Source organism: Banduia mediterranea (assembly GCF_031846245.1).
Lineage (GTDB): Bacteria > Pseudomonadota > Gammaproteobacteria > Nevskiales > Nevskiaceae > Banduia > Banduia mediterranea.
Map to the genome: position 1 here is coordinate 21,061 of NZ_JAVRIC010000026.1, position 19,815 is coordinate 40,875.

20 protein-coding genes are annotated in these 19,815 nt (G+C 66.3%); 14 read left to right on the forward strand and 6 right to left on the reverse strand.

The genetic code is table 11. The features are described from left to right. From RM530_RS15505 to RM530_RS15525, 5 genes are all read left to right on the forward strand, one after another. Nucleotides 1-801, forward strand: a complete 801-nt coding sequence (locus RM530_RS15505) for an MOSC domain-containing protein (protein WP_311366167.1) — start codon at nt 1-3, stop codon at nt 799-801. A 94-nt stretch (nt 802-895) separates the two neighbouring features. Beyond that, a complete protein-coding gene (locus RM530_RS15510; protein WP_311366168.1) occupies nt 896-2,020 on the forward strand; it encodes a fatty acid desaturase family protein in 1,125 nt (374 codons plus the stop codon). Then, nucleotides 2,017-3,036 carry a diacylglycerol kinase family protein gene (locus tag RM530_RS15515; RefSeq protein ID WP_311366169.1) on the forward strand — a complete coding sequence of 340 codons (1,020 nt, stop codon included), beginning with the start codon at nt 2,017-2,019 and terminating at the stop codon, nt 3,034-3,036. Before RM530_RS15510 ends, RM530_RS15515 begins: the two co-directional genes overlap by 4 nt. Further along, complete coding sequence (locus RM530_RS15520) at nt 3,033-4,811, forward strand: ABC transporter ATP-binding protein (RefSeq protein WP_311366170.1); 1,779 nt, start codon at nt 3,033-3,035, stop codon at nt 4,809-4,811. Before RM530_RS15515 ends, RM530_RS15520 begins: the two co-directional genes overlap by 4 nt. After that, nucleotides 4,804-5,751 (forward strand): lysophospholipid acyltransferase family protein, encoded by a 948-nt coding sequence (locus RM530_RS15525; protein ID WP_311366171.1) that lies wholly within the window; start codon nt 4,804-4,806, stop codon nt 5,749-5,751. Before RM530_RS15520 ends, RM530_RS15525 begins: the two co-directional genes overlap by 8 nt. Here the strand turns inward: RM530_RS15525 and RM530_RS15530 are convergent. After that, nucleotides 5,717-5,902, reverse strand: a complete 186-nt coding sequence (locus tag RM530_RS15530) for a hypothetical protein (RefSeq protein WP_311366172.1) — start codon at nt 5,900-5,902, stop codon at nt 5,717-5,719. The genes RM530_RS15525 and RM530_RS15530 overlap by 35 nt on opposite strands. Nucleotides 5,903-6,138: 236 nt before the next feature. Here RM530_RS15530 and RM530_RS15535 point away from each other — a divergent pair, with 236 nt between their 5' ends. Next, a complete protein-coding gene (locus RM530_RS15535; protein WP_311366173.1) occupies nt 6,139-6,372 on the forward strand; it encodes a hypothetical protein in 234 nt (77 codons plus the stop codon). A 10-nt stretch (nt 6,373-6,382) separates the two neighbouring features. Here RM530_RS15535 and RM530_RS15540 read toward each other — a convergent pair whose 3' ends face one another. Continuing rightward, nucleotides 6,383-7,579, reverse strand: a complete 1,197-nt coding sequence (locus RM530_RS15540; protein ID WP_311366174.1) for a Fic family protein — start codon at nt 7,577-7,579, stop codon at nt 6,383-6,385. 603 nt (nt 7,580-8,182) lie between these two features. On the opposite strand from RM530_RS15540, the gene RM530_RS15545 reads away from it, so the two are divergent. Further along, nucleotides 8,183-9,151 (forward strand): NAD-dependent epimerase/dehydratase family protein, encoded by a 969-nt coding sequence (locus RM530_RS15545; protein ID WP_311366175.1) that lies wholly within the window; start codon nt 8,183-8,185, stop codon nt 9,149-9,151. Nucleotides 9,152-9,263: 112 nt separating this feature from the next. On the opposite strand, the gene RM530_RS15550 is transcribed toward RM530_RS15545, so the two are convergent. Together RM530_RS15550 and RM530_RS15555 are read right to left on the reverse strand one after the other, a co-directional pair. Beyond that, nucleotides 9,264-10,196 carry a hypothetical protein gene (locus RM530_RS15550; RefSeq protein WP_311366176.1) on the reverse strand — a complete coding sequence of 311 codons (933 nt, stop codon included), beginning with the start codon at nt 10,194-10,196 and terminating at the stop codon, nt 9,264-9,266. After that, nucleotides 10,193-11,422 carry a CDP-alcohol phosphatidyltransferase family protein gene (locus tag RM530_RS15555; RefSeq protein WP_311366177.1) on the reverse strand — a complete coding sequence of 410 codons (1,230 nt, stop codon included), beginning with the start codon at nt 11,420-11,422 and terminating at the stop codon, nt 10,193-10,195. Before RM530_RS15555 ends, RM530_RS15550 begins: the two co-directional genes overlap by 4 nt. Between RM530_RS15555 and RM530_RS15560 the strand changes: the two genes are divergently transcribed. The 7 genes from RM530_RS15560 to RM530_RS15590 all read left to right on the forward strand — a co-directional run bounded on the left by RM530_RS15560 (nt 11,409) and on the right by RM530_RS15590 (nt 18,242). Further along, nucleotides 11,409-12,293, forward strand: a complete 885-nt coding sequence (locus RM530_RS15560; protein ID WP_311366178.1) for a metallophosphoesterase family protein — start codon at nt 11,409-11,411, stop codon at nt 12,291-12,293. The genes RM530_RS15555 and RM530_RS15560 overlap by 14 nt on opposite strands. Before the next feature lie 100 nt (nt 12,294-12,393). Then, nucleotides 12,394-12,837 (forward strand): HIT family protein, encoded by a 444-nt coding sequence (locus tag RM530_RS15565; protein ID WP_311366179.1) that lies wholly within the window; start codon nt 12,394-12,396, stop codon nt 12,835-12,837. Between the two features lie 27 nt (nt 12,838-12,864). Then, the gene (locus tag RM530_RS15570; protein ID WP_311366180.1) at nt 12,865-14,049 is read left to right on the forward strand and encodes an LptF/LptG family permease; all 1,185 of its coding nucleotides are present in this window, start codon (nt 12,865-12,867) and stop codon (nt 14,047-14,049) included. Next, nucleotides 14,046-15,113, forward strand: coding sequence for an LptF/LptG family permease (locus RM530_RS15575; protein WP_311366181.1), 1,068 nt, complete (start codon nt 14,046-14,048; stop codon nt 15,111-15,113). Before RM530_RS15570 ends, RM530_RS15575 begins: the two co-directional genes overlap by 4 nt. Continuing rightward, nucleotides 15,110-16,324, forward strand: coding sequence for a CDP-alcohol phosphatidyltransferase family protein (locus tag RM530_RS15580; RefSeq protein ID WP_311366182.1), 1,215 nt, complete (start codon nt 15,110-15,112; stop codon nt 16,322-16,324). Before RM530_RS15575 ends, RM530_RS15580 begins: the two co-directional genes overlap by 4 nt. Further along, nucleotides 16,321-17,445 (forward strand): dATP pyrophosphohydrolase, encoded by a 1,125-nt coding sequence (locus RM530_RS15585; RefSeq protein ID WP_311366183.1) that lies wholly within the window; start codon nt 16,321-16,323, stop codon nt 17,443-17,445. The genes RM530_RS15580 and RM530_RS15585 overlap by 4 nt, the downstream gene beginning before the upstream one ends. Continuing rightward, nucleotides 17,442-18,242 (forward strand): NTP transferase domain-containing protein, encoded by an 801-nt coding sequence (locus tag RM530_RS15590; RefSeq protein WP_311366184.1) that lies wholly within the window; start codon nt 17,442-17,444, stop codon nt 18,240-18,242. Before RM530_RS15585 ends, RM530_RS15590 begins: the two co-directional genes overlap by 4 nt. Here the strand turns inward: RM530_RS15590 and RM530_RS15595 are convergent. After that, nucleotides 18,232-19,020 carry a phosphocholine cytidylyltransferase family protein gene (locus RM530_RS15595; protein ID WP_311366185.1) on the reverse strand — a complete coding sequence of 263 codons (789 nt, stop codon included), beginning with the start codon at nt 19,018-19,020 and terminating at the stop codon, nt 18,232-18,234. The two genes, RM530_RS15590 and RM530_RS15595, sit on opposite strands and share 11 nt — an antisense overlap. Before the next feature lie 102 nt (nt 19,021-19,122). Further along, on the reverse strand, nt 19,123-19,776 hold the full coding sequence (locus RM530_RS15600) for a 4'-phosphopantetheinyl transferase family protein (protein ID WP_311366186.1): 654 nt from the start codon (nt 19,774-19,776) through the stop codon (nt 19,123-19,125). Nucleotides 19,777-19,815 lie beyond the last annotated feature (39 nt).

Sequence of the window (19,815 nt, forward strand, 5' to 3'; positions counted from 1 at the left end):
ATGGCGACGCTCAGCGGCCTCTACATCTATCCGGTCAAATCCTGCGCCGCCGTGTCCGTGCAGCAGGTCGGCGTCGAGCCGCGCGGGCTGGCCGGTGACCGGCGCTGGATGATCGTTGATGCCACGGGGCATTTCATCACCGGGCGCGAGCAACCGCGCTTGACGCTGATCCACGCGCACCGGGTGGAATCGGGCTTGACCCTGTCGGCGCCCGGGCAGCCTGAGATCGTGGTGGCGCGGCCAGACAGCGCAGCGGCGCGCGCGCCCGTGGTCGTCTGGCACAGCGAAGTCCAGGCCTTGCCGGCGGCGCCGGAAGCCAGCGAGTGGATCAGCCGCTTCCTCGGCAGGCCGGCACGACTGGCGTACCAGGACGCAGCCGCGCAGCGGCTGATCGGATCGTCGCGCGTTCACCCCGACGACGAGGTGAGCTTCGCGGATGCCTATCCGATGTTACTGATCTCGGAAGCCTCGCTGGCCGGCTTGAATCATCGAATCGGCCGCGAACTGTCGATGCTGCGCTTCCGACCGAACCTGGTCGTCAGCGGCACGTCCGCGCATGCCGAGGACGAGTGGAAGCGCGTGCGCATCGGGGCCGTCGAATTCGATGTGGTCAAGCCCTGCGCACGCTGCAAGTTCACCACGATCGATCCCGAGACTGCGGAGCGCGATCCGCGCGGCGAGCCGCTGCGTACGCTCGCGACCTATCGACGCGTCGGCAGCGAAGTGATGTTCGGCCAGAACCTGGTCGCTCGGAGCGGGGGCGGCTTGCGGATCGGCGACACGGTCGAGGTAATCGAGTAGGTGCCGCGCAGGGCGCAGCATGGTCGCGCGGTTGCCGAGCGATTCGCGCGGTTCTATCCTTCCGCTGTAGACCTCCCCATTCTGACGAGCCGCCGTGACCACAACCGATCCAGCGTCCACATTGACGCAAGACGCCGCGAGCAATGATTCCGTGGTCGAAGATTTCGACTGGATACCCCAGGCGCATGCGATCGTGGCCGATCTGTTCGGGCGTTCGCCGGTGATCTACTGGACCGACCTGTTGCTGAGCGCGGGCGGCGCCTGGGCGCTCACGGTGGTGTATTTCCTGGCCGCGCCGTGGAGTCTGTTGCAGATCGCCGCCTTTCTCGGCGCGAGCATTCTGTTCTTCCGCGCCGGCACCTTCATTCACGAGCTCGTGCATTTCCCGCGCGGCCAGATGCGCAGTTTCGGACGGGTCTGGAACCTGCTGCTCGGCATTCCGCTGTTGATGCCCTGGGTGATGTATCGCAACCACGTCGAGCATCACAGCCCCAAGCGTTTCGGCACGCCGATGGATGGAGAGTATCTGCCGCTGGCCTCCTCGCCGATTCGGGAGACGGTCAAGTATCTGGTGCAGGCGCCGCTGCTGCCGCTATTCATGATCGTCCGCTTCGGCGTGCTGGGACCGCTGTCGCATCTGAATCGCCGGTTTCGCGAATGGGTGCTGACGGCGGCCTCGGCGGCGGTTTCCAATCCCTACTACCGCAAGCGTTTCCCTAAGCGGGACGAACGGCATCTGCTGATCGTGGAAGCCTTATGCTTTCTCTATCTCGCCGCGATCGGCGCCCTGATGTTCACGCACAGGATCAGCCTGGGGCAGCTGCTCATGGGCTATGCCCTGCTGGCCTGGACCTTGAGCCTCAACTGGGTACGCAATCTGGCGGCGCATCGCTATGCCAACCGCGGTGAGGTTCTGAGCCGTTCGCAGCAGGTTGGGGATTCGATCAATATCACCGGGCAGACCTGGCTCACCATGCTGCTGTTTCCGGTGGGTCTGCGGTATCACGCGCTGCATCATCTGTTTCCGTCGATGCCGTATCACAATCTCGGCACTGCGCACCGGCGACTGATGCAGGCGCTGCCGCCGGGCTCGCCGTATCACGCCGTCAACTGCCCCAATTTTTTCGTCGCCGCGCAGCAATTGCTGCGCTCGGCGCTACAGACGCCACCCGCCGCATCGGCGATGCCGGTTTGGCGTCCGGAGTCCCATCACTCTTGAGCGCTTGCGCCTCCGGGCTCACTACGGCGCCGGTCAGCCAGGCCGACACCGCGCCGCCGCCTTGTCTGATCATCAATCCGCTCAGCTTCCGTGTATCACGCAAGGGTCTCGCTGCACGGGCCGCGGCGCTGGCGCGGGCGCTTGGCGCCGAAGTGATCGAGGCCGACCATCCGCGGTCGGTCGATATCGCCCTGAGATCGATCCTGTCGCGTCGCCAACGCCATGTGCTGGTGCTGTCCGGGGACGGGACGGTACACGCCATCGTGGACGCGCTGGCGCGCTTGCCCGAGGGTAGCTGGAAGCCCGATCTGCTGGTATTGCCGGGCGGGCGTACCAATCTCACGGCGGCGGACCTCAAGCCGCAGGGAAACACGCTGGCGGCCCTGGAACGCGCTCTGCGGCAGGCGCGCGAACCGCATTGCGAGATGGTGGTCGAGGAGCGTCACACCTTGTGTGTGGAGCAGGCGCCGGCGCCACCGCGTTACGGTTTCTTTGTCGGCGCCGCGCTGGTCGATGACGTGGTCCGGGAGTGCCAGCTGTTCCGCCATCGCGGTTCGGGGCGGTTGCGCAGCGGACATCTGAGCTCCTTGTGGTGCGTGCTCCGGCTGGGTCTGTCGGCTCTGTTCGGTCGGCCGCGCCTGCCGCCGCGCCCCAGGCTGACGGTCGATGCCGGTCCGGCCGGGTGCATGAGTGCGCCGACCAGCGTGTTCATCGCGACCACCTTGCAGCACCGAACCGGTTGGTTCAATCCGTACGCCGCGCGCGGTGAAGGCGTGTTGCGCGTGACGGTCGTGAAAGCCGGTGCCCCTGGGTTCTGGCTTGGGCTGTGGCGCATCCTCACCGGACGCTTCAAACCGGGCATGACGATCGAGAACGGTTATCTCAGCGGTCGCTGCCCACAGCTGCGGATCAGCGGAATGCGCGGCTACTCGCTCGATGGCGAGGGTTTTGACGCCGATCCGGCGCGACCCCTGAGCATTTCGCCGGGTCCGATCCTGCGGTTCCTGCAACCATGAAGCGCAGCAAGACTCCACCGCTGGTTGCGGCGAGCAGCCGTGGCGCCTGGCCGATGATCGGCGCCTTGGTGCGCGCCTACCCAGGACGCAGCGCGGCGGCGCTGAGCGCGGTCTTCGTTGCCGGGCTCCTGGATGGACTGGGCCTGTCGATGCTGTTGTCGATGCTGGCGGTGGCGACCGACGGCGATACCGCCGATCCGTCCCTGCCGGAGCAGGTCGCGCTGCGTGTTGCCGCAACTCTCGGTCTGCAACCGACCGCTCCGGTACTGCTGAGCCTGGCCACGGTGCTGATCGGACTCAAGGCGGTGCTGAGCCTGCTCGCCAACCGACAGGTCGGCTACGCCGTGGCGCACATCGCCACCGATCTGCGTCTGGCGCTGATTCGCGCGGTCATGGGTGCGCGCTGGAAGTACTACTTGCAGCAGTCGGTGGGGCGGCTGTCGAACGCCGTGGCCACCGAGGCGCAGCGCGCGTCCGAGGCGTTCCAGTACAGCGCCGAAATGTCGGCGATGCTGCTCAATTCGATGATCTACATGGTCATCGCGCTGACGATCTCCTGGCAGGCCGGCGTCGCTGCGGTGGTGGCCGGTGGCCTGATGCTGACGGTGCTGCAGACCCTGATCCGCAGCTCGCGTCGTGCCGGTCAGTACCAGACGCGCCTGCTCGGAACGCTGCTGTCGGCGATCAGCGGACAGCTCGCGGCCGCCAAGCCGCTCAAGGCGATGGCGCGCGAGGATCATGTCGATGCGTTGCTGTCCGACCAGACCCGGCAGCTGCGCCGCGCGCTGCGGCGGCAGGTGATCAGCAAGGAGGCGCTGACGGCGCTGCAGGAACCGCTGCTGGCGATCATGGTCGGCATCGGCTTCTTCCTGAGCCTGGTGGTGCTGAAGATGCCGCTGGCGGCCGTGTTGGTGATGCTGTTCCTGCTGGCGCGCGTGGTCAGCTATCTGTCCAAGGGGCAGCGGGCATTCCAGCAGGTGGTGGTGCGCGAGAGCGCCTACTGGTCGCTGATCGACAGTATCGAGGACGCCCGTGCGCAGAGCGAACCGCGCGGCGGCACGTGGACCGTGCAGTTGAACGAGAGCATCCGTTTCGACGCCGTGCGCTTCAGCCATGGCGACGGCCGCGCGATTCTCGATCAGACGAGCTTCGAGGTGCCGGCACGCGCGCTGACGGTCATCGTCGGTCCGTCCGGCGCCGGCAAGACCACGCTGCTGGATCTGGTGGTGGGCCTGTTGCAGCCGGAATCCGGCCACATCCTGATCGACGGCGTGTCGCTGGCCGAACTCGACCTGCGGCAATGGCGCCGCCAGATCGGCTATGTTCCGCAGGATTCGGTGATGGTCAACGAATCGGTGGCCTACAACCTGAGTCTGGGCGAGACCGACCTGAGCGAGGACGATCTGCGCGAAGCACTGCGTTCGGCCGACGCCCTGGACTTCGTGGAGGCAATGTCGGACGGTCTGCAGACGCGTGTTGGAGAGGGCGGCTCACGCCTGTCCGGCGGGCAGCGTCAGCGTCTGGCGATCGCGCGCGCACTGGTGCACAAGCCGCGCCTGCTGATCCTCGACGAGGCCACCAGCAGCCTCGATGCCGAAGCCCAGGCCGCCGTGGTCGAGACCGTGAGCCATCTCAAGGGCCGGTTGACGATGCTGGCCGTGGCGCATCAGGGCCAGCTGCTCGGCGCGGCCGATCATGTCTATCGGCTCGCGGAGGGGCACATGGTGTTGCAGCCGCAACCGCGCGTTGCCGGCGATGTCGTGGTCGATGACTGAGCCCAGGCCGCGACTGGCGCTGCGTGTGAAGCGCGCCCGTCGGCGCTGGATGTTTCGCGTGATCCGTCAGTTGCTGCGCCTGGCCGGGTTCGAACGGGCACGGAGTCTTGGTGCCGTCCTTGGCGAATTGCAGTTCCACCTGATGTGGCGTTCGCGCCGCCGGCTGCAGAACGATCTGGCCGTGCTGCTCGGCCGGTCTCCCAACGAGTCTGCGGTTCGCGCCTGCCTGCGTCGATCGTATCGCCTCAACAATGGTGCGGTCTCCGAAATCATGGCGATGTTCGAGCGCCCGATCGACGAGGCGCGGCTCGCCGCGCATTGCGAAGTCGGCGGCCTGGAGCACCTGCAGGCGGCGATGGCGGGCGGCCGCGGCGCGATCCTGCTGGCTTCGCACAGCGGCAATGGCCTACTGCTCACCGTGCGTCTCGCCAATGCCGGCTGGCCGGTCAGCGTGGTCTATCGCGAGGCGATCATGATGTCCGCCGGATTCTTCCATGAGGGTCTGGAGCGCTACGGCATCCAGGGCATTCTGGCGAATACCGGGATCAAGGCCTACGGCCAGATGCTCGCTGCGCTGCGGCAGGGCCGCATCGTGTTCCTGATGCTGGACCAGGGCGTCAAGAAAGCCGAGGACGGCACGGTCCAGCGATTTCTCGGCAAGGACATGCCGATGCCCGCAGGACCAGCGCAACTGGCACGCCACGCACGCGCGCCGGTGCTGCCGGTGGCCACCACAGCGGCCTCACCACGCTGGCGTTTCGAGATCGGAACGCCGATCGAGTTCGAGGCCGGAGCCGCACTGGAAGATGATCTGGCGCGATTGGTCGCAGCCACCGAGTCCATGGTGCTCGAACACCCGGAGCTGTGGAGCTGGCACCAGCGGCGCTGGCGCAAGTTCCCGCTGGCTACTTCGGTGTCCGGCGCAGATAGTCCGCGATGACGTCGGCGCCGTGCCGCGACGAGGGCACCTCGCCCTGGCCGGCACCACCGAAGGTTTCTTCGAAGTAGGCCGTTTGCAGTGCTTGGTACTGCGGATGGCTGTCGATCGCCTCTTGCCGGGCATCGTCGAGCCTGTTGAGGTGATCGAGCACCGGACCCAGCGACCAGAAGCGATGGTTTGGATCGTTGTTCCAGGCGCCACCGCCATCGCGCGGTCGCCAGCGCCGTGGCCGGTGTAGATCATGCGTGTGCGCGGCAATCGACCCTTGCGCCGCAGCACCAGCGAAGTCCGTTCCGGGGTAACCAGCGCGTCACAGCCTGACAAATAGTCGAGATTGGCCATCAGCGTGCGTTTCTTCAGCGGCGCCGTTGCGCCACTGAGCGTGGCATGCAGCCGCGCTTCCCAGGGGCGTTTCAGCAGCCGGTACTCGATCGGCGCCTTCAGTCCGTAACGCCGGGCGAGACGCCGCGCAAAGTCCAGATGCCGTTCGCTGACGCCAGCCACGTCCACACGGATATCGCGATGACGCGCCGCCAGTTCGAGCGCGATCGGCAGCGAATGCGGAATCTGGTGAAGCTGGGCGTTGTAGATGAAGGCGACGTGCATCGGTCGTGTCAATAGACCCGGATTTTTATTGATCGGGAAACAGTCCCGGCAGCCAGCGCGCCGCAAGCTTCGCCGGAAACGCCAGATGCAGAGGGGCGCGGGTTGAGGCGGCTGTCAGCACACCCGCATCCAGCAGGGCCGACGTGATCCTGCGGGCCTGGCGCTCGCCGGTTCCCAGAACCTTGAGGGCATCCGCGCGCGGCAGCTCCCCGCGATAGAGCACCGCATCGAGTACTGCGTCTGCGCGTGGCGGTAAGTTGCCAAGCCGGATTTCCTCTTCGGCCCAGATCAGGATGCGATGGCGCAGACGCTCGGGCTGGATCAGCGATTCCATGAAGTTGATCTGGTCGATGCAGGTTTCCAGAAAGAACACCGCAAACTCGGCCAGACGCGATTCACTGAGATTGCCGCGCCCGTCATAGTCGCCGTGGCGTGGCTCGTCACAGGCCGCCAGATGGGTTTTGTAGGCTTGCTCCCGCCGTGCCAGCCCGCGCGCCACCGACCAGATGCCGCCGGTATTCATCGCCTCGCGCAGAATGGCGTAGGACATCAGGCGCGCCACGCGGCCGTTTCCATCCAGAAACGGGTGCATCCACAGCAGGCGATGATGCGCGGTCGCCGCCGAGATGATCGTCTCCACCTTGCCGAGCCTGGCATAGCCGTCCTCGAAGCGCCGCATGAAACGGGGCAGGGCTCCGGGACTAGCGGGGATATGCCGCCCCACGGCCACGTCACGATGACGCAGGCGGCCCGGTATCACCCGGATGCGTTCCTCCGTGTCCGGATTTTCCACCCAGAGCAAATCATCCGGCAGGCGCCCACAAAAGCGCTGGTGCACCGCGAGAATCGAGGCCTCTGAGGTGGCCGGACCGGGCAAGCCGCCTTCGTCGATCCACTGCTGCACCTCGATATGGGCTTTGGCTTCGAGCTGAAGATCGCGCTTCTTCGGGTCGCGGCTGTAATCTTCCTTGAGCGCCCGCTCAATATCGACCGGGTGCGTATCGTGACCTTCGATCAGATTGCTGTAATAGCAATTCATCGAACGCACCATCGTCGCCAGCGCCCGCATGATCTGCGGCGACAGGCTGCGGCTCAGCCCGGTCGATTTCGCCGTCAGCTCGACAGCCAGATCGACCAGCCGGGAGCGGTGCGCGGAGCTTTCCCGGATCAACAGCGGCTCCATCGTCGCCGGTATCTCGCCGCGATCGACAGGCGTTTCCATGTCCGATTTTATGTCCTGTTCTTCATCAATAATAGTCCATTATTATCATGGTATTACGATAGATGCTAGCCAATTTTAGGACTTTGTCATGTCCGCTTCAATGGCCGGATCGAAACATTGGCAACGCACGCTTGGGCTCTGGCGTTGCGGCGTTGAGCGCGGCTATCTGCTGCCGCCAAGCGCTCAGGTGCGATGAATACAAGAGCTCTCGCGCAGTAAGGCGCCGATCTTGCCGCCCGGCAGGTTCTGGGCCATGCCAGGAATCCGGCGCTTATCCCTCAAGGAGAATCGCCGTCGCGACGTCTTGGCAGTCAACTCATTGGATCCACGGGGCCTTGCTGCCGAGGCACTTGACACGGCTTGCTCCGAGGTGGGAAGGACTTGAATTTCGGGTTTCATGAGAGGCGGCTACCTTCAGTAATTGTGAAGAGGTCGCAGTCTCAGGTCGCATTGTCATGGGGGTGAGTCATTTCTGGGGAGGATATCGGTCGAGGAATGCCCTATTGTTCTATACAGTCCTTTGGACGCTGTGAGCCGGATGGTGGTGGAGCCAACCCCGGCACCGGCGAGTATCCGCGACCTTCCGTTCAAAAACCGACCCCGATGACTCAGTCGCAGCAGAATTCCGCGCAGGCACCGCTTGCGGCCGTGACCGGCGCCACCGGCTTCATTGGCCGGCATCTCGTCCCGGCGCTTGTGCATGCGGGCTGGCGGGTGCGGCTGTTGCTGCGCCGCGAGCCGGTCGATCCCTTGTGGCAGGGGCTGCGGCCGGAGGTGGTGGCCGGCGAGCTTGGGCAAGCCGCGGCACTATCGCGTCTGGTCGAAGGCGCCGATGCGATCATTCACGTCGCTGGCCTGATCAAGGCAGCCCGGCGTGAGCAGTTCTATCGCGTCAACCTCCAAGGGACCGAATCGCTGGCGCGGATCGCCGCAAACGAGGCGCCGGGTGCGCATTTCCTGCATGTCTCCAGTCTCGCGGCGCGTGAACCGAAGCTGTCCGATTACGCTGCGAGCAAGCGAGCCGGTGAAGAAGCGGCGTTGGCCCTGCGCGGCGCGCAGGCGACGGTGCTGCGTCCGCCTGCGGTCTACGGTCCCGGCGATCGCGAAACCCTGGTGTTCTTCCAGCTCGCGCGCGCTCGCCTGGTGCCGATGCTGGGGCCGAGTGCAGCCCGCTCAGCCTTGATTCACGTCGCCGATCTGGTGTCGCTGCTGACGGTGCTGGCGGCCGGCCCGCCGCAAGGGCGCGTGCTGACCGCCGCCGACGCGCGGCCGCAGGGATACTCCTGGGCCGAGGTTCTTGGCGCCGCGGCACGGGCGGTCGGCAACCCGAACCCGAAACTGTTCGCGGCGCCGTGGCCGCTGTTGCGCGGCGTCGCGGCCGTCGGTGATGTCGCGCACCTGTTCGGCTCCGCTTCGATGCTCAGTTCGCAGAAGCTGCGCGAGCTGCGTCATCTCGATTGGTCGGTGTCCGAGACCGAATGGGCGCGGCCCGCCGCGTGGCAGCCGCGCCACGATCTGGAATCGGGGTTTGCCGAAACCGCCGCCTGGTATCGGCAGGCGGGCTGGCTCTGATTTCCACCGGGATTTCGAGACCGGCCGTCGCCCGGTTCCCGGATTCCGCTGCGCTTCATCCGGGCTACTCGCCACCCGTTCTTGGGATGTCGGATCAGGTCGACGAACGTTCCTAACGCAGCACGCCGTTGCGGCGCAGCCGCAGATACAAGGCCGGTGCCGCCAGAACAGGATGCCGCCGCTGAAATTCCGTCGGCTCCATGCGGTACCCGGAGTGACGTTCGACCTTCCAGGCGATGTAGTCCATGCCGTTGTCGAAGGTGCCGGCTGCCTTGATCAGGCGCAGCGCGTTGAGCGGACGTCCCAGCCGTTGGCGCAAGGCCCAGCGGCGTCCGGCGGCGGTGCGTTCGGCTGGGCTGAATCGCGTCAGTAGCCAATCACCATCTTGATCGAAATCGACGCCGGCAGCGCGCCAGGCGGCGGGCAGCAGTGCGGCGTAGCGCGCCGCATCACGGGCCACCAGATCGGCGCCGCGATCGCTGCGTTCCACACGCAGTTCCGCCTGGTAGGTGCGCGCATACAGCGCGCGCCAGTAGTCGAGTGCCTTGCCGCGTTCGGGTCCGAGCGCGGCGGCCCATTGCGCGGCGGTGAGGGTGGCCGCCCGCACCGCATCCCGGACGTCTTGCCGGTCCGATTCGCTGCGTGCGTAGAGGCAGACGCTGGGCTGTGAGAAACGCGCCCAGAGTGTGGTGTCGACCGCGCGAACGGACATCGCCTTGCGGAACTGCGCCAAGCTCATCACCGCGTACTTGGTCCGTAGTGTCTGTCCGCCGAGTTCGGTCTCGATGTAGCCCACGTTCGGAGGCAGCAGACGGTTGGCGAGGGTCGCCGTCGCGGGCGCTGGCCAGTCGGCGCAACGGTCGAGCAGGATGTAGAAATCGAGCACGCCATCAAGTGCCGCGTCGCGCAGTGCGGAGCCGTAGAACAGCACCGCCGCCGCACCGCCGCCGGACCGTTCGCCCAACTGCCGCGCCAGTTCCACAGCGGCCTCGGGTGCATCGCGGCCCAGCTCGGCATCGAGCAGGGACTCGATGGTGTCGCTCATGGCGCCGATGCGAGCCAGGAACGCAGCGGCCCCCGGCGTTTTGCGAGCAGGGCCTGGATCAGACGCAGCGCGTGGACGATCAGGCACAGCACGGTCCAGACCGCGACCGCGAGTATGCCCAGATCGGGCCGGCCGAACAGCACCGATGCGGTCAGCAGCAGCAGGTTCGGATTGCGACGCGCGGTGATCAGCCGGAAGCGGCTGTCGAAGCGCTCCCACACGTGCATCTCCATGCCGATCCAGGTGATGAACAGACCTTCTTCGAGCCGTTGCAGCACATAGCCTGCAACGATCACGCCGAGCACCAGCGATGCCTGCGGCAGGCTGAAGCCGGCGGCCGGCAGGCCCACGAGCCAGGCCCACCACCAGAACGGTGGATGGATCAGATCGATGGAGTGGTCAAACACATTCCCGAATGGCGAGGAGCGCACGGTGACGCGTGCCAGCTTGCCGTCCACGGTGTCGAGAAAGGTCATCGGCCAGGCGGCGAGCAGGCCCAGCACGTAATGGCCGGTCCAGAACCCGTACATCGCCAGCAGGACCAGCAACAGGCTGAGACTGGTGACCTGGTTGGGGCTGATGCCGAGTCGGGCGCACCAATGCGTCACGGCGCGCGCCGGGCGCGGCCACAGGTACAGGGTGACCAGATCGGTGACGCCCTTGTAGGCGCCGCCAAAGATGCGCTTCTCGACCGCCGCATGGTTCCCGGCGTTCAGCGGCAACAGGTAGGGTGCTTCGCGTTTGCGCAGCACGTCGTTGTAGGCGCTGCCGAGCGTGGCGGCGGTGACGGTAGGGATCGAATCGGGCGCGCGTCGTTCGGCCAGCAGCGCGCGGCCCTCATCGGCTGCGGACGCGGCCAGCCGTAGTGCCACTGGCGCGCCGTCATCCCCAAGCAGGGCGAGATCGCCCTCGGCCTCGGCCAGACCGCGCAGGAGCACATCGTCGTAAACCCAGTCGGCGCGCAGCAGCAGCACCTGTCCGCCACCGGGGGCGGCAGCCCCGAGCGGCACGCCGATTCGTGCCAGCTGTCGGCCGATGCGTTGCTGTGGACTCAATCCCCACACGCGCAGCGCAGACTCGCCGACGATCCCGGCGCTGATGGCGGAGGCCTCTGCGGTGCTCACGGAGCGCACAGGATTGCGGGGGCGTTGCACGCCGCCGGGCGGAGATTTGGCATGATCGGCCGATTCGAAACGTAGACCGCCATTATCGATGAACAGCTTCACGTTTGCGCATGTCTCGGACCTGCACCTGCCGTTCGAGCCGGCGCTGTCGCTGTGGCAACACTTCAGCAAACGCCAGCTCAGCGTCTGGTCATGGCGCCGGCGCAAGCTGCTGCACCGCCCGGAAATTCTCGATGCGCTGGCCAGCGACCTGCGATCGCCGGACATCGAACATGTGGCGGTGACCGGCGATCTCACCAATTTTTCCCTGCCGGACGAATTCCGTCAGGCGGCGCAGTGGCTGGAAGCCCTGGTGCCGGCCGCTCGGCTCAGTCTGGTGCCCGGCAACCACGACGCCCTGGTGCCGGTGGTCGCGACGCAGGGCATCGATCACCTGGCGCCGTGGATGCGGGCCGAGGCCGGTTGGCCGACGGTGCACCGGCATCAGGGCGTCACCCTGATCGGCCTGAACTCGGCCTTGCCGACCGCCCCGCTGCTGGCGCAGGGGGCTCTCGGCAGCGATCAGCTCGCTCGTCTGGAACAGCTGCTGAAGGAGGAGGGCAAGGCCGGCCGCACGCGTGTTGTGCTCCTTCACCATCCGGTCGCCGACGGCGCCGTGTCCTGGCGCAAGGCGCTGCGCGACCGCGCCGGCCTGCAAGCGGTACTGCGGCGCGTCGGCGCCGAGCTGATACTGCACGGCCATGCACGCGATGCGCGCCTGGACAGTGTTGCCGGGCCCGGCGCCCCGATCCCCTGTGTGTGCGTGCCATCGTCGTCGGCGGTGCCGAATCCGCGGGACGAAGGTGCTCGCTGGCATCGACTGTGCCTGTACGAAGAGGCGGGTCGCAAACGTCTGGAAGTCGACGTACGGCGCTGGACGCCGCAGACGCAGACCTTCGCAGGCACGGCACGCTATGTGCTGTGCCTGCCATGATCCCTGCCTTGCCTGGAAGCGGCGCGGGGCTGGTCACCGGTCGGCGGCTACGGCACCCTGCGCAGCCCGCGACGAACTTCTTGGCCGAGATCGATATCCGATGAGCAACCCGACAGAAAGCAAATTCGGCGACCCCGAAACCCGCATCGCACAGACCGCGCACTGGACCGTGCTGCTGCGCCCCAAGCAGCCGACGCTGGGATCGCTGGTGCTGGTGTGCCGCGAACCGGTGCAGGCCTTCTCCGAACTCAGCGCGGCGGCCTATACCGACTTGCGCAACATCGTTAGCCGCGTGGAACCGACGCTCAAGGCTGTCAGCGACTATCAGCGCATCAACTACCTGATGCTGATGATGGTCGATCCCGATGTGCATTTTCACGTCATTCCTCGTTATGACGGCGTACGCAGCCTGGCAGGCACGGAGTACCCGGATGCCGGTTGGCCGGGGCCGCCGGCGCTGGACGTGGCGGTGAGTCCGCAAGGCGCCGACCGCGATGAGCTGCTGGCGCGTCTGCGCGAGGCCTGGCGGCGCGCCGATGGCTGAGTGCGCCGCTTCGGATCGGATCGGTTCGTGCCCAATCGGCTAGATTTCTACACGCTGCGCCTGTTCGCAGGCCCGTTCGCCCTGGCGCTGGCGACCCTGCTGCTGGCGCAGTTGCTGGAGCGCCTGCTGCGGCTGTTCGACCTCGCGGCTTCGGCCGGCGCGCCGCTGTCCACGGTGCTGCTGATGGCGGCCAATCTGGTGCCGCACTATCTCGGGCTCGCCGTGCCGATGGCCTTCACCGCAGCGATCTTCATGGCGGTGGCCCGCCTGGGGGACGACAACGAACTGGATGTGATGCTGGCGACCGGCCGCTCGATCGCCCGGATCGCGGTGCCGTTCTTCGGTGTGGCGATCCTGCTGAGTCTGCTCAGCCTGTACCTGTTCGCAAGCCTGCAACCCCTGAGCCGCTACGGTTATCACCTGGCGATGGACGCGGCGCTGCACACCGGCTGGGATGCCAAGATCGAGGATCGCCGCTTCATCGACACCGGCAAGGGGCTGGTCTTTACGGCGAAAACAGTGGACGCGGACGGACGCGGTCTGGAGGACATCTTTGTCGAGCACATCGATGCGGGTCGTGAGCAGATCACCACGGCACCGCGCGGTCGGCTGGTTCCGTCCGATGACGGGACGCGATTGCTGCTGACTCTGGAAGACGGGCTGATCGTGCGGGAAGAATCGGCGCAACGGCTCTCCACGCTGAGTTTCCAGCGTGCGCTGATCGATGAGGACTTCACGCCGGCCGCGCCGCCGTTCCGGACGCGCGGCGATTCCGTCCGGGAGCGCACCCTGGCCGAGCTGCGACAGGACATGCGATCGAGCGGCGCGCGCGGCGAAGCTGCGGCTGAATTTCATGGTCGCCTCGCCCGGGCGCTGGTGTTGCCGCTCCTGCCCTTGTTCGCGCTGCCTCTGGGCATGGCCTCCAAGCGTGGGCGGCGTGCGCCGGGCGTGGTCTTCGCAAGCCTCGCGCTGCTGGCCTTGAACCACGCGATGCAGTTCGGGGAGAGTCTGGCCGAAAGCGGGCGTGCCGATGCCTTGCCGGCGGTATGGACGCCGCCACTGGTTTTCGCCGGGCTCGGCCTGTGGCTGTTTCGCAGCAGCCTGGCCTGGCCGGGCGACAACCCCGTGACGCGCGCGCTGGCGGCGATCGAAGCCGGGTTCGAAGGCATCATCGGCGGCTTGCGTCCGCGTCGCCGTCGGCGCCCCGCATGAACTGTGTCCTGGCGCGCTATCTGCGCGGACGCCTGTCGATTCAGATACTGGGTCTGCTCGTGGCCCTGACGGCGCTGATGCAGGTGCTCGAACTGCTCGACGTCACCACCGATGTGCTTGACCGCGGGCTGGGGCTGCGCGGCCTGGTCCATTATGCGATGTTGCGCACCCCATCCGAAGTGGTCGTGGCCTTGCCGCTGGCGGTGCTGCTCGGCACGGTCTCGGCGTTTCATGCGATGGCGCGGCAGCACGAGATCACGGCGATGCGCGCGGCCGGCGTGAGCCTGGGCAAACTCTATCTGTGGTTGTTGCCGGTGCCGCTGGTGATGGCGGCCGCGCATTTCGCGCTCAGCCAGGCGGTGCTGCCGCAGGCCGAAGCCGAACTCAAACGCTGGTGGGACGCGACCACGCCAGTCGAGGACATCAAGGTCGAACCCTTATGGGCGCATACCCGCAACGGGCCGGTGTCGTTCGAGCACGGCGCGCCGGATGGCCGCAGCCTGCGGCATGTGCGGATCTACGAGCTTGCGGACGATGGGCGCCTGCGCGGACGCATCTTGGCCGATGCCGCGCAATGGCAAAACGGACAGTGGCGGCTCGAAAGCGTGCACGAGTTGCGTCTCACGGGCCACAAGCTCATGCGCGAAGAGCTGGATCATCGTTTGTGGAACAGCAATTTGCGTCCCGATGATGTGACACGACTCGAACTTGCCAGACCCCAACTGTCGAGTATGATGCTGGCCGATACGATTGCCGGCAGCCGCGTCGGCACCCAGCCGCTCCGCTATTACAAAACCGTCTTGTACCGGTCATTCACGGCGCCGTTCGGCGCGTTCGTCATGCTGCTGCTCGCAGTGCCTTCGGCGCTGGCCTTGCCGCGTGGCGGCGGTGGGGGCGAGATGCTCACGGGGCTGGGGCTCGGGCTCGCGTTCATGCTGTGCGACGGGCTCGTCGCCGCGCTCGGCAGCGGCGGGCAGCTTCCGCCACTGTTTGCGGCGCTGGCCGCGCCGCTGCTGTTCATCACGATCGGGCTGCTGCGAGTGCGGACGCGCGATCGGCTGTGAGGCTCTGGATCGAAACCGGCGCCCAGGCGCGCGCTCAGGCGCTGTTCGGACTGCCTCCATTGGAACGCTTGCGCCGCAGCATCGCCAAGCTGGTTTCGTCCGAAGACGTCATCCTGTCCGGGCCCGTCGACGAGAGTCCGGCTTGGATCGGTGCCCGCAGGGATGTCGATACGTCCGCGCTCGGTACCCGTCTGCGCCGCGCGCTGGGGCAGGGTGAGGCGCTGGTCGCAGTCGATGCCGCCAATGCGATCGACCCACGCCTGATCCGATATTTGCTGGACAGCGGCGAGGACGTGGTGGCATCGCGAGGCGAGGGCACCATGCGCGCGGTGGTGCTGCGCCTGAGCCCGGCGCAGGCCGAGTCGATACCGCCGCAGGCTGCAAACCTGTGCGAGGTTGCCGATGCCTTGTTGGCGGCCGGGCGCATCACGCTGCTCGGCGACCATGCGTTTCCGGCCTATGTCGATAAGCTGCGCCGCTTCCTGCCGTACTGGATCTACGCCGTGGACGATGTGCCGACGCGGCGGCGTCTGGAACGGCGGATGTTCTGGGACAATTACAAGGGCTCGACTGATCTGCTGACGCGTTGGGTGTTCCCGCCACTGGTGTGGCCGCTGGTGCGGTTCTGTACGCGCTGGCGCATTCATCCCAATACCGTGACGGTGCTGTCGATCGTGCTGGCGTTCGCGGCGGTGCCGCTGTTTGCGCGTGGCGACTTCCTGGCCGGGTTCATCTGTGCCTACGCGATGAGCGTGCTCGACAGCGTGGACGGCAAGGTCGCGCGCGTGACGCTCACCGATTCGAAGATCGGAAACCTGCTCGACCACGGACTGGACCAGGTGCATCCGCCGTTCTGGTACTTCGCCTGGGCCTGGGGCCTGGGAGCGCACACGCCGGACGCGCCGCTGTATCAGCTCGCGGTCTGGCTGATCATCTTCTACGTGGCTGATCGCATCGTGCTGGGCATCGCCCGGCACCGCATCGGTTTCGCCCTGCACGCCGCCGGGCGCCTGGACGAGCGCGCACGCAGCTTCATCGCACGCCGCAATATCACCATGACGATCATGGCCCTGGCCTTGCTGTCCGGTGCGGGTGCCGCAGGCCTGTACGCGGTGACCGCCTGGCAGGGCCTGACCCTGGCCTGGCACTCGGCGCGAACTGCCTGGCATGGATTTCTGTCCCCCCGACGCCCACGACCGGAGGCTCGATGAGCCGCATCGAAATTGTGCCGGTGAACTCACCGGCCGAGCTGGACCGTTTCATCAGATTGCCCATGCGCTTGTTTGCGAACGATCCGCAGTTCGTACCGCCGTTGCTGCTGGAGCGGCGCGAAGCCCTGTCACCGAAGAAGAATCCGTATTTTGCGCACGCCGAAAGCCAGTTCTGGCTGGCCTGCCGCGATGGGCAGGATGTCGGGCGTATCAGCGCACAGGTCGATCAACTGGTGAAGGATCCGGAGGTCGGCCATTTCGGCATGCTCGCGGCCGAAGACGACGCAGCGGTGTTCGCAGCCCTGTTCGAAGCCGCCGAGGCCTGGCTACGCGCACGCGGCAAGCGCCGCGTGATCGGGCCGTTCAGCCTGTCGATCAATGAGGAGACCGGTCTGCTGATCGACGGCTACGACACGCCGCCGGTGCTGATGATGCCGCACGATCCGCGCTATGCGCCGGCCCGCGTCGAGGAGCAGGGCTACGCCAAGGCCAAGGACGTGATCGCCTACATGTACGACATCGAGCACGAGCTGCCGAAGGCGGCGCGCCGCATGATCGATCGGCGCAAGCCGGCGGCGATGAGCGTGCGCAACCTCGACAAGTCCCGCTACTACCAGGAGTTCGATACCGTCACCGCGATCTTCAACGACGCCTGGTCGGAAAACTGGGGCTTCGTGCCGTTCACCGAGGCCGAGATCGCGCACATGGCGAAGAGCCTCAAGCCGCTGATCGATCCGAAGTGGGTGGCGATCGTGGAAATGAACGGCGAAGCCGTCGGCTTCGGCATCACGCTGCCGAACCTCAACGAGCTGATTACCGACTTCCACGGCAAGTTGCTGCCCTTCAATTGGGTCAAGTTGCTATGGCGGCTCAAGCGTGGCGTGCGCAGCGCGCGTGTGCCGCTGATGGGCATCCGCCGCAGTTTGAGCGGCAGCCTGATCGGCGGCATGGCGCCGTTTCTGGTCATCGATAAAATGCGCGAAGGCCTGCGCGCCGACGGTGTGCAGAAGGTCGAGCTGTCCTGGATCCTCGAAGACAATCTGGCGATGCGGCACATCATTGAGTCCTTGGGCGCCGACGCCTACAAGACCTATCGCCTCTACGAAAAAGTGCTCGCGTGAAGCCGTTGACGGCGCTGGTGCTGGCCGGTACACGCAGCGGTGGCGATCCAATGGCTGCCGCGGCCGACGTCGGCCACAAGGCGCTGATCGAAATTCACGGTCGCAGCATGATCGAACGCGTGGTCGCGGCCCTGGCGCAGTCGTCGTCGGTGGAGCGCATCATCATCGCGATCGATGCCCCCGATCTGTTGAGCGAACATCCGGAACTGCGCGCTGCGGCCGGCGACAAGTCGCTGACGCTGATGTCGACCGGCGAGGGCCCCAGCGCCACCGTCGCCGCCGCATTGCGCGGGGAAGGCACGCCGATGCTCGTCACCACTGCCGATCATGCTCTGCTGCAAGCGCAGTGGATCGACGAATTCCTCGCGGCCTGTCCTGCCGACGCCGATGCGGTGGTGGCGATGGCGCGCCGCGAACAGGTGCAAGCGGCGGTGCCGGACACGCAGCGCACCTATCTGCGCTTTACCGACGGCGAGTTTTCAGGCTGCAATCTGTTCCTGCTGGCACGGCCGGCGGCCAGCGACGTGGTCCGGTTCTGGCGTCAGCTCGAAAGCGAGCGCAAGAAGCCACTGAGGATGATCGGTCGGCTGGGTTGGCTGTTCGCGCTGCGTTATCGCTTCGGCAGGCTCGGTCTCGCCGCCGCCATCGAACGGCTGGGACGACTGGCGGGTGGAGCCAAACTGGCCATCGTCGAAATGAACGACGGGCGTGCTGCCGTTGACGTGGACAAACCGCGGGATCTGGAACGGGTGCTGCGTTTGATCGCAGCAGATTCCGGAACGGACCTCAGGCGATAAGCGCGGCGGCCTGAGCGCCGCTGACATCGTTGTTGCCGAGCCAGCCCGCGGTCAGCGCGCGTGCACGCACCAGATCAGCCTGGAAGTCGAGTTCGCCCCACTGCAGACCTTCGATCAGGGCGGTACGCACGTCCGTGCCGGCCTTGGCGAGTTTGTGAATCGCCGACAGGTACCACAGGCCAGGACCTTCCGCAGTGCGCATCGTGCGTTCGATTTCGTCGACGAAGCAGGCGGCGCCGTCGGCGTCGAATCTCAGGAATCCGATCGATTCGCCGGTGACCTGCTCGGCGGCCAATGTCTTGCCGATGGCGCGCAGGCGATCACCCGCGGTTTCGACCTTCATGTCGTCGGAGTCGTAACGCGGCTTGCGGTCGATGGCCACCGTGATCGGTGCCGCCGGCGAGGCCACCAGTCGGCGGGCGATTTCCGCTTCGAACAGCGTGTCGCCATTGATCAGCAGGCAGCCGCCCTTGAATTCCTCGCGCACCATCCAGCAGCTGGCGAGATTGTCGGCGAGTTTGTAGAACGGATTGAACAGGGTGCGCACGCGCAGGCCGGCGGGTGTGATCCGGCGCAGCGCCTCTTCCACGAGATCGGCACGAAATCCGGTGACCACGACGGTTTCGCGCAGGCCGACGGCGGCCAGGCCCTGCAACTGCCATTCGAGCATGCTGCGGCCACTGATATCGATCAGGCACTTGGGCATCTGTTCGGTCAGTGGTAGCAGGCGGCTGCCTTGGCCGGCACTGAGAATGATCGCGCGTTCTGGTTTTTGCACGGACGGGGTCATCAGATCAAGGGTACGGAAGACTTCAAGTTTACATCCTTGTGAAAGCCAAGCGTAGCTGCGGCGAACGACGCCTGTCCGTGGCGGCCTTGCTTACGGACTGGCTGCACGCAGCTGCGACAGCGACAGCGACTCGGGCGGTATCGGTGGTTCCGGCGTTTGCCGCGCCAAGTGGGCGATGTGCTGGCTGCCGACTTCCAGTGCCGCGGTATGCCAGGTCTGTCCGTCGAGCTGCGCGCTGCGGCCGTCGATGTCGAGAACGACCCGGTGCAGGCCGGCCAGGCCGGTCCCGTCCGCCTTGACGATCGCTTCCTTGCGCGTCCACAGGCGGGCGAAGCGATTCGGATCGTCGCCGGCCCAGGCCCGTTCGGCCTCGCTCAGGTAACGACGAAAAACAGAGGCCGTGCATGAGCCCGGTGCCTCGACGTCGACACCGAGCGGCCCGCTCGCCGACAGCCCGCACAAAACCAGCCCCTCGCAGTGCGAGATGCTGAAATCCAGGCCCAGACCCGGCAGCCGCGGTTTGGCCCTGGCCGGATAGTGCAGGGACGCCAGCACGTCCGGCGGATGGCCCAGGCGCCGGAGCCCTTCGAGCAGCAGGCGGCTGGCGATCAGCGAGCGCTGGCGCGCGCGACGGTCCGGCCAGCCCAGAAGCTGGCTCCGGCGTGCTTCCGGCAAGGCGTCCAGCCATTCGAGCTGCAGCTTTTCGGGCAGAAACACTTCCGCAATCATCAGCGAGATCGGCATGATCGGCCTACGCGTTTCGTCGAATTATCATAAGATTCG

Bases quoted from the DNA above. Each gene is read 5' to 3' on its own strand.
- RM530_RS15560 (WP_311366178.1), top strand. From the start codon at position 11,409: ATGAACAGCTTCACGTTTGCGCATGTCTCGGACCTGCACCTGCCGTTC.
- RM530_RS15520 (WP_311366170.1), top strand. From the start codon at position 3,033: ATGAAGCGCAGCAAGACTCCACCGCTGGTTGCGGCGAGCAGCCGTGGC.
- RM530_RS15575 (WP_311366181.1), top strand. From the start codon at position 14,046: ATGAACTGTGTCCTGGCGCGCTATCTGCGCGGACGCCTGTCGATTCAG.
- RM530_RS15535 (WP_311366173.1), top strand. From the start codon at position 6,139: ATGCAGCCGCGCTTCCCAGGGGCGTTTCAGCAGCCGGTACTCGATCGG.
- RM530_RS15565 (WP_311366179.1), top strand. From the start codon at position 12,394: ATGAGCAACCCGACAGAAAGCAAATTCGGCGACCCCGAAACCCGCATC.
- RM530_RS15550 (WP_311366176.1), bottom strand. From the start codon at position 10,196: ATGAGCGACACCATCGAGTCCCTGCTCGATGCCGAGCTGGGCCGCGAT.
- RM530_RS15545 (WP_311366175.1), top strand. From the start codon at position 8,183: ATGACTCAGTCGCAGCAGAATTCCGCGCAGGCACCGCTTGCGGCCGTG.
- RM530_RS15585 (WP_311366183.1), top strand. From the start codon at position 16,321: ATGAGCCGCATCGAAATTGTGCCGGTGAACTCACCGGCCGAGCTGGAC.
- RM530_RS15540 (WP_311366174.1), bottom strand. From the start codon at position 7,579: ATGGAAACGCCTGTCGATCGCGGCGAGATACCGGCGACGATGGAGCCG.
- RM530_RS15600 (WP_311366186.1), bottom strand. From the start codon at position 19,776: ATGCCGATCTCGCTGATGATTGCGGAAGTGTTTCTGCCCGAAAAGCTG.
- RM530_RS15525 (WP_311366171.1), top strand. From the start codon at position 4,804: ATGACTGAGCCCAGGCCGCGACTGGCGCTGCGTGTGAAGCGCGCCCGT.
- RM530_RS15505 (WP_311366167.1), top strand. From the start codon at position 1: ATGGCGACGCTCAGCGGCCTCTACATCTATCCGGTCAAATCCTGCGCC.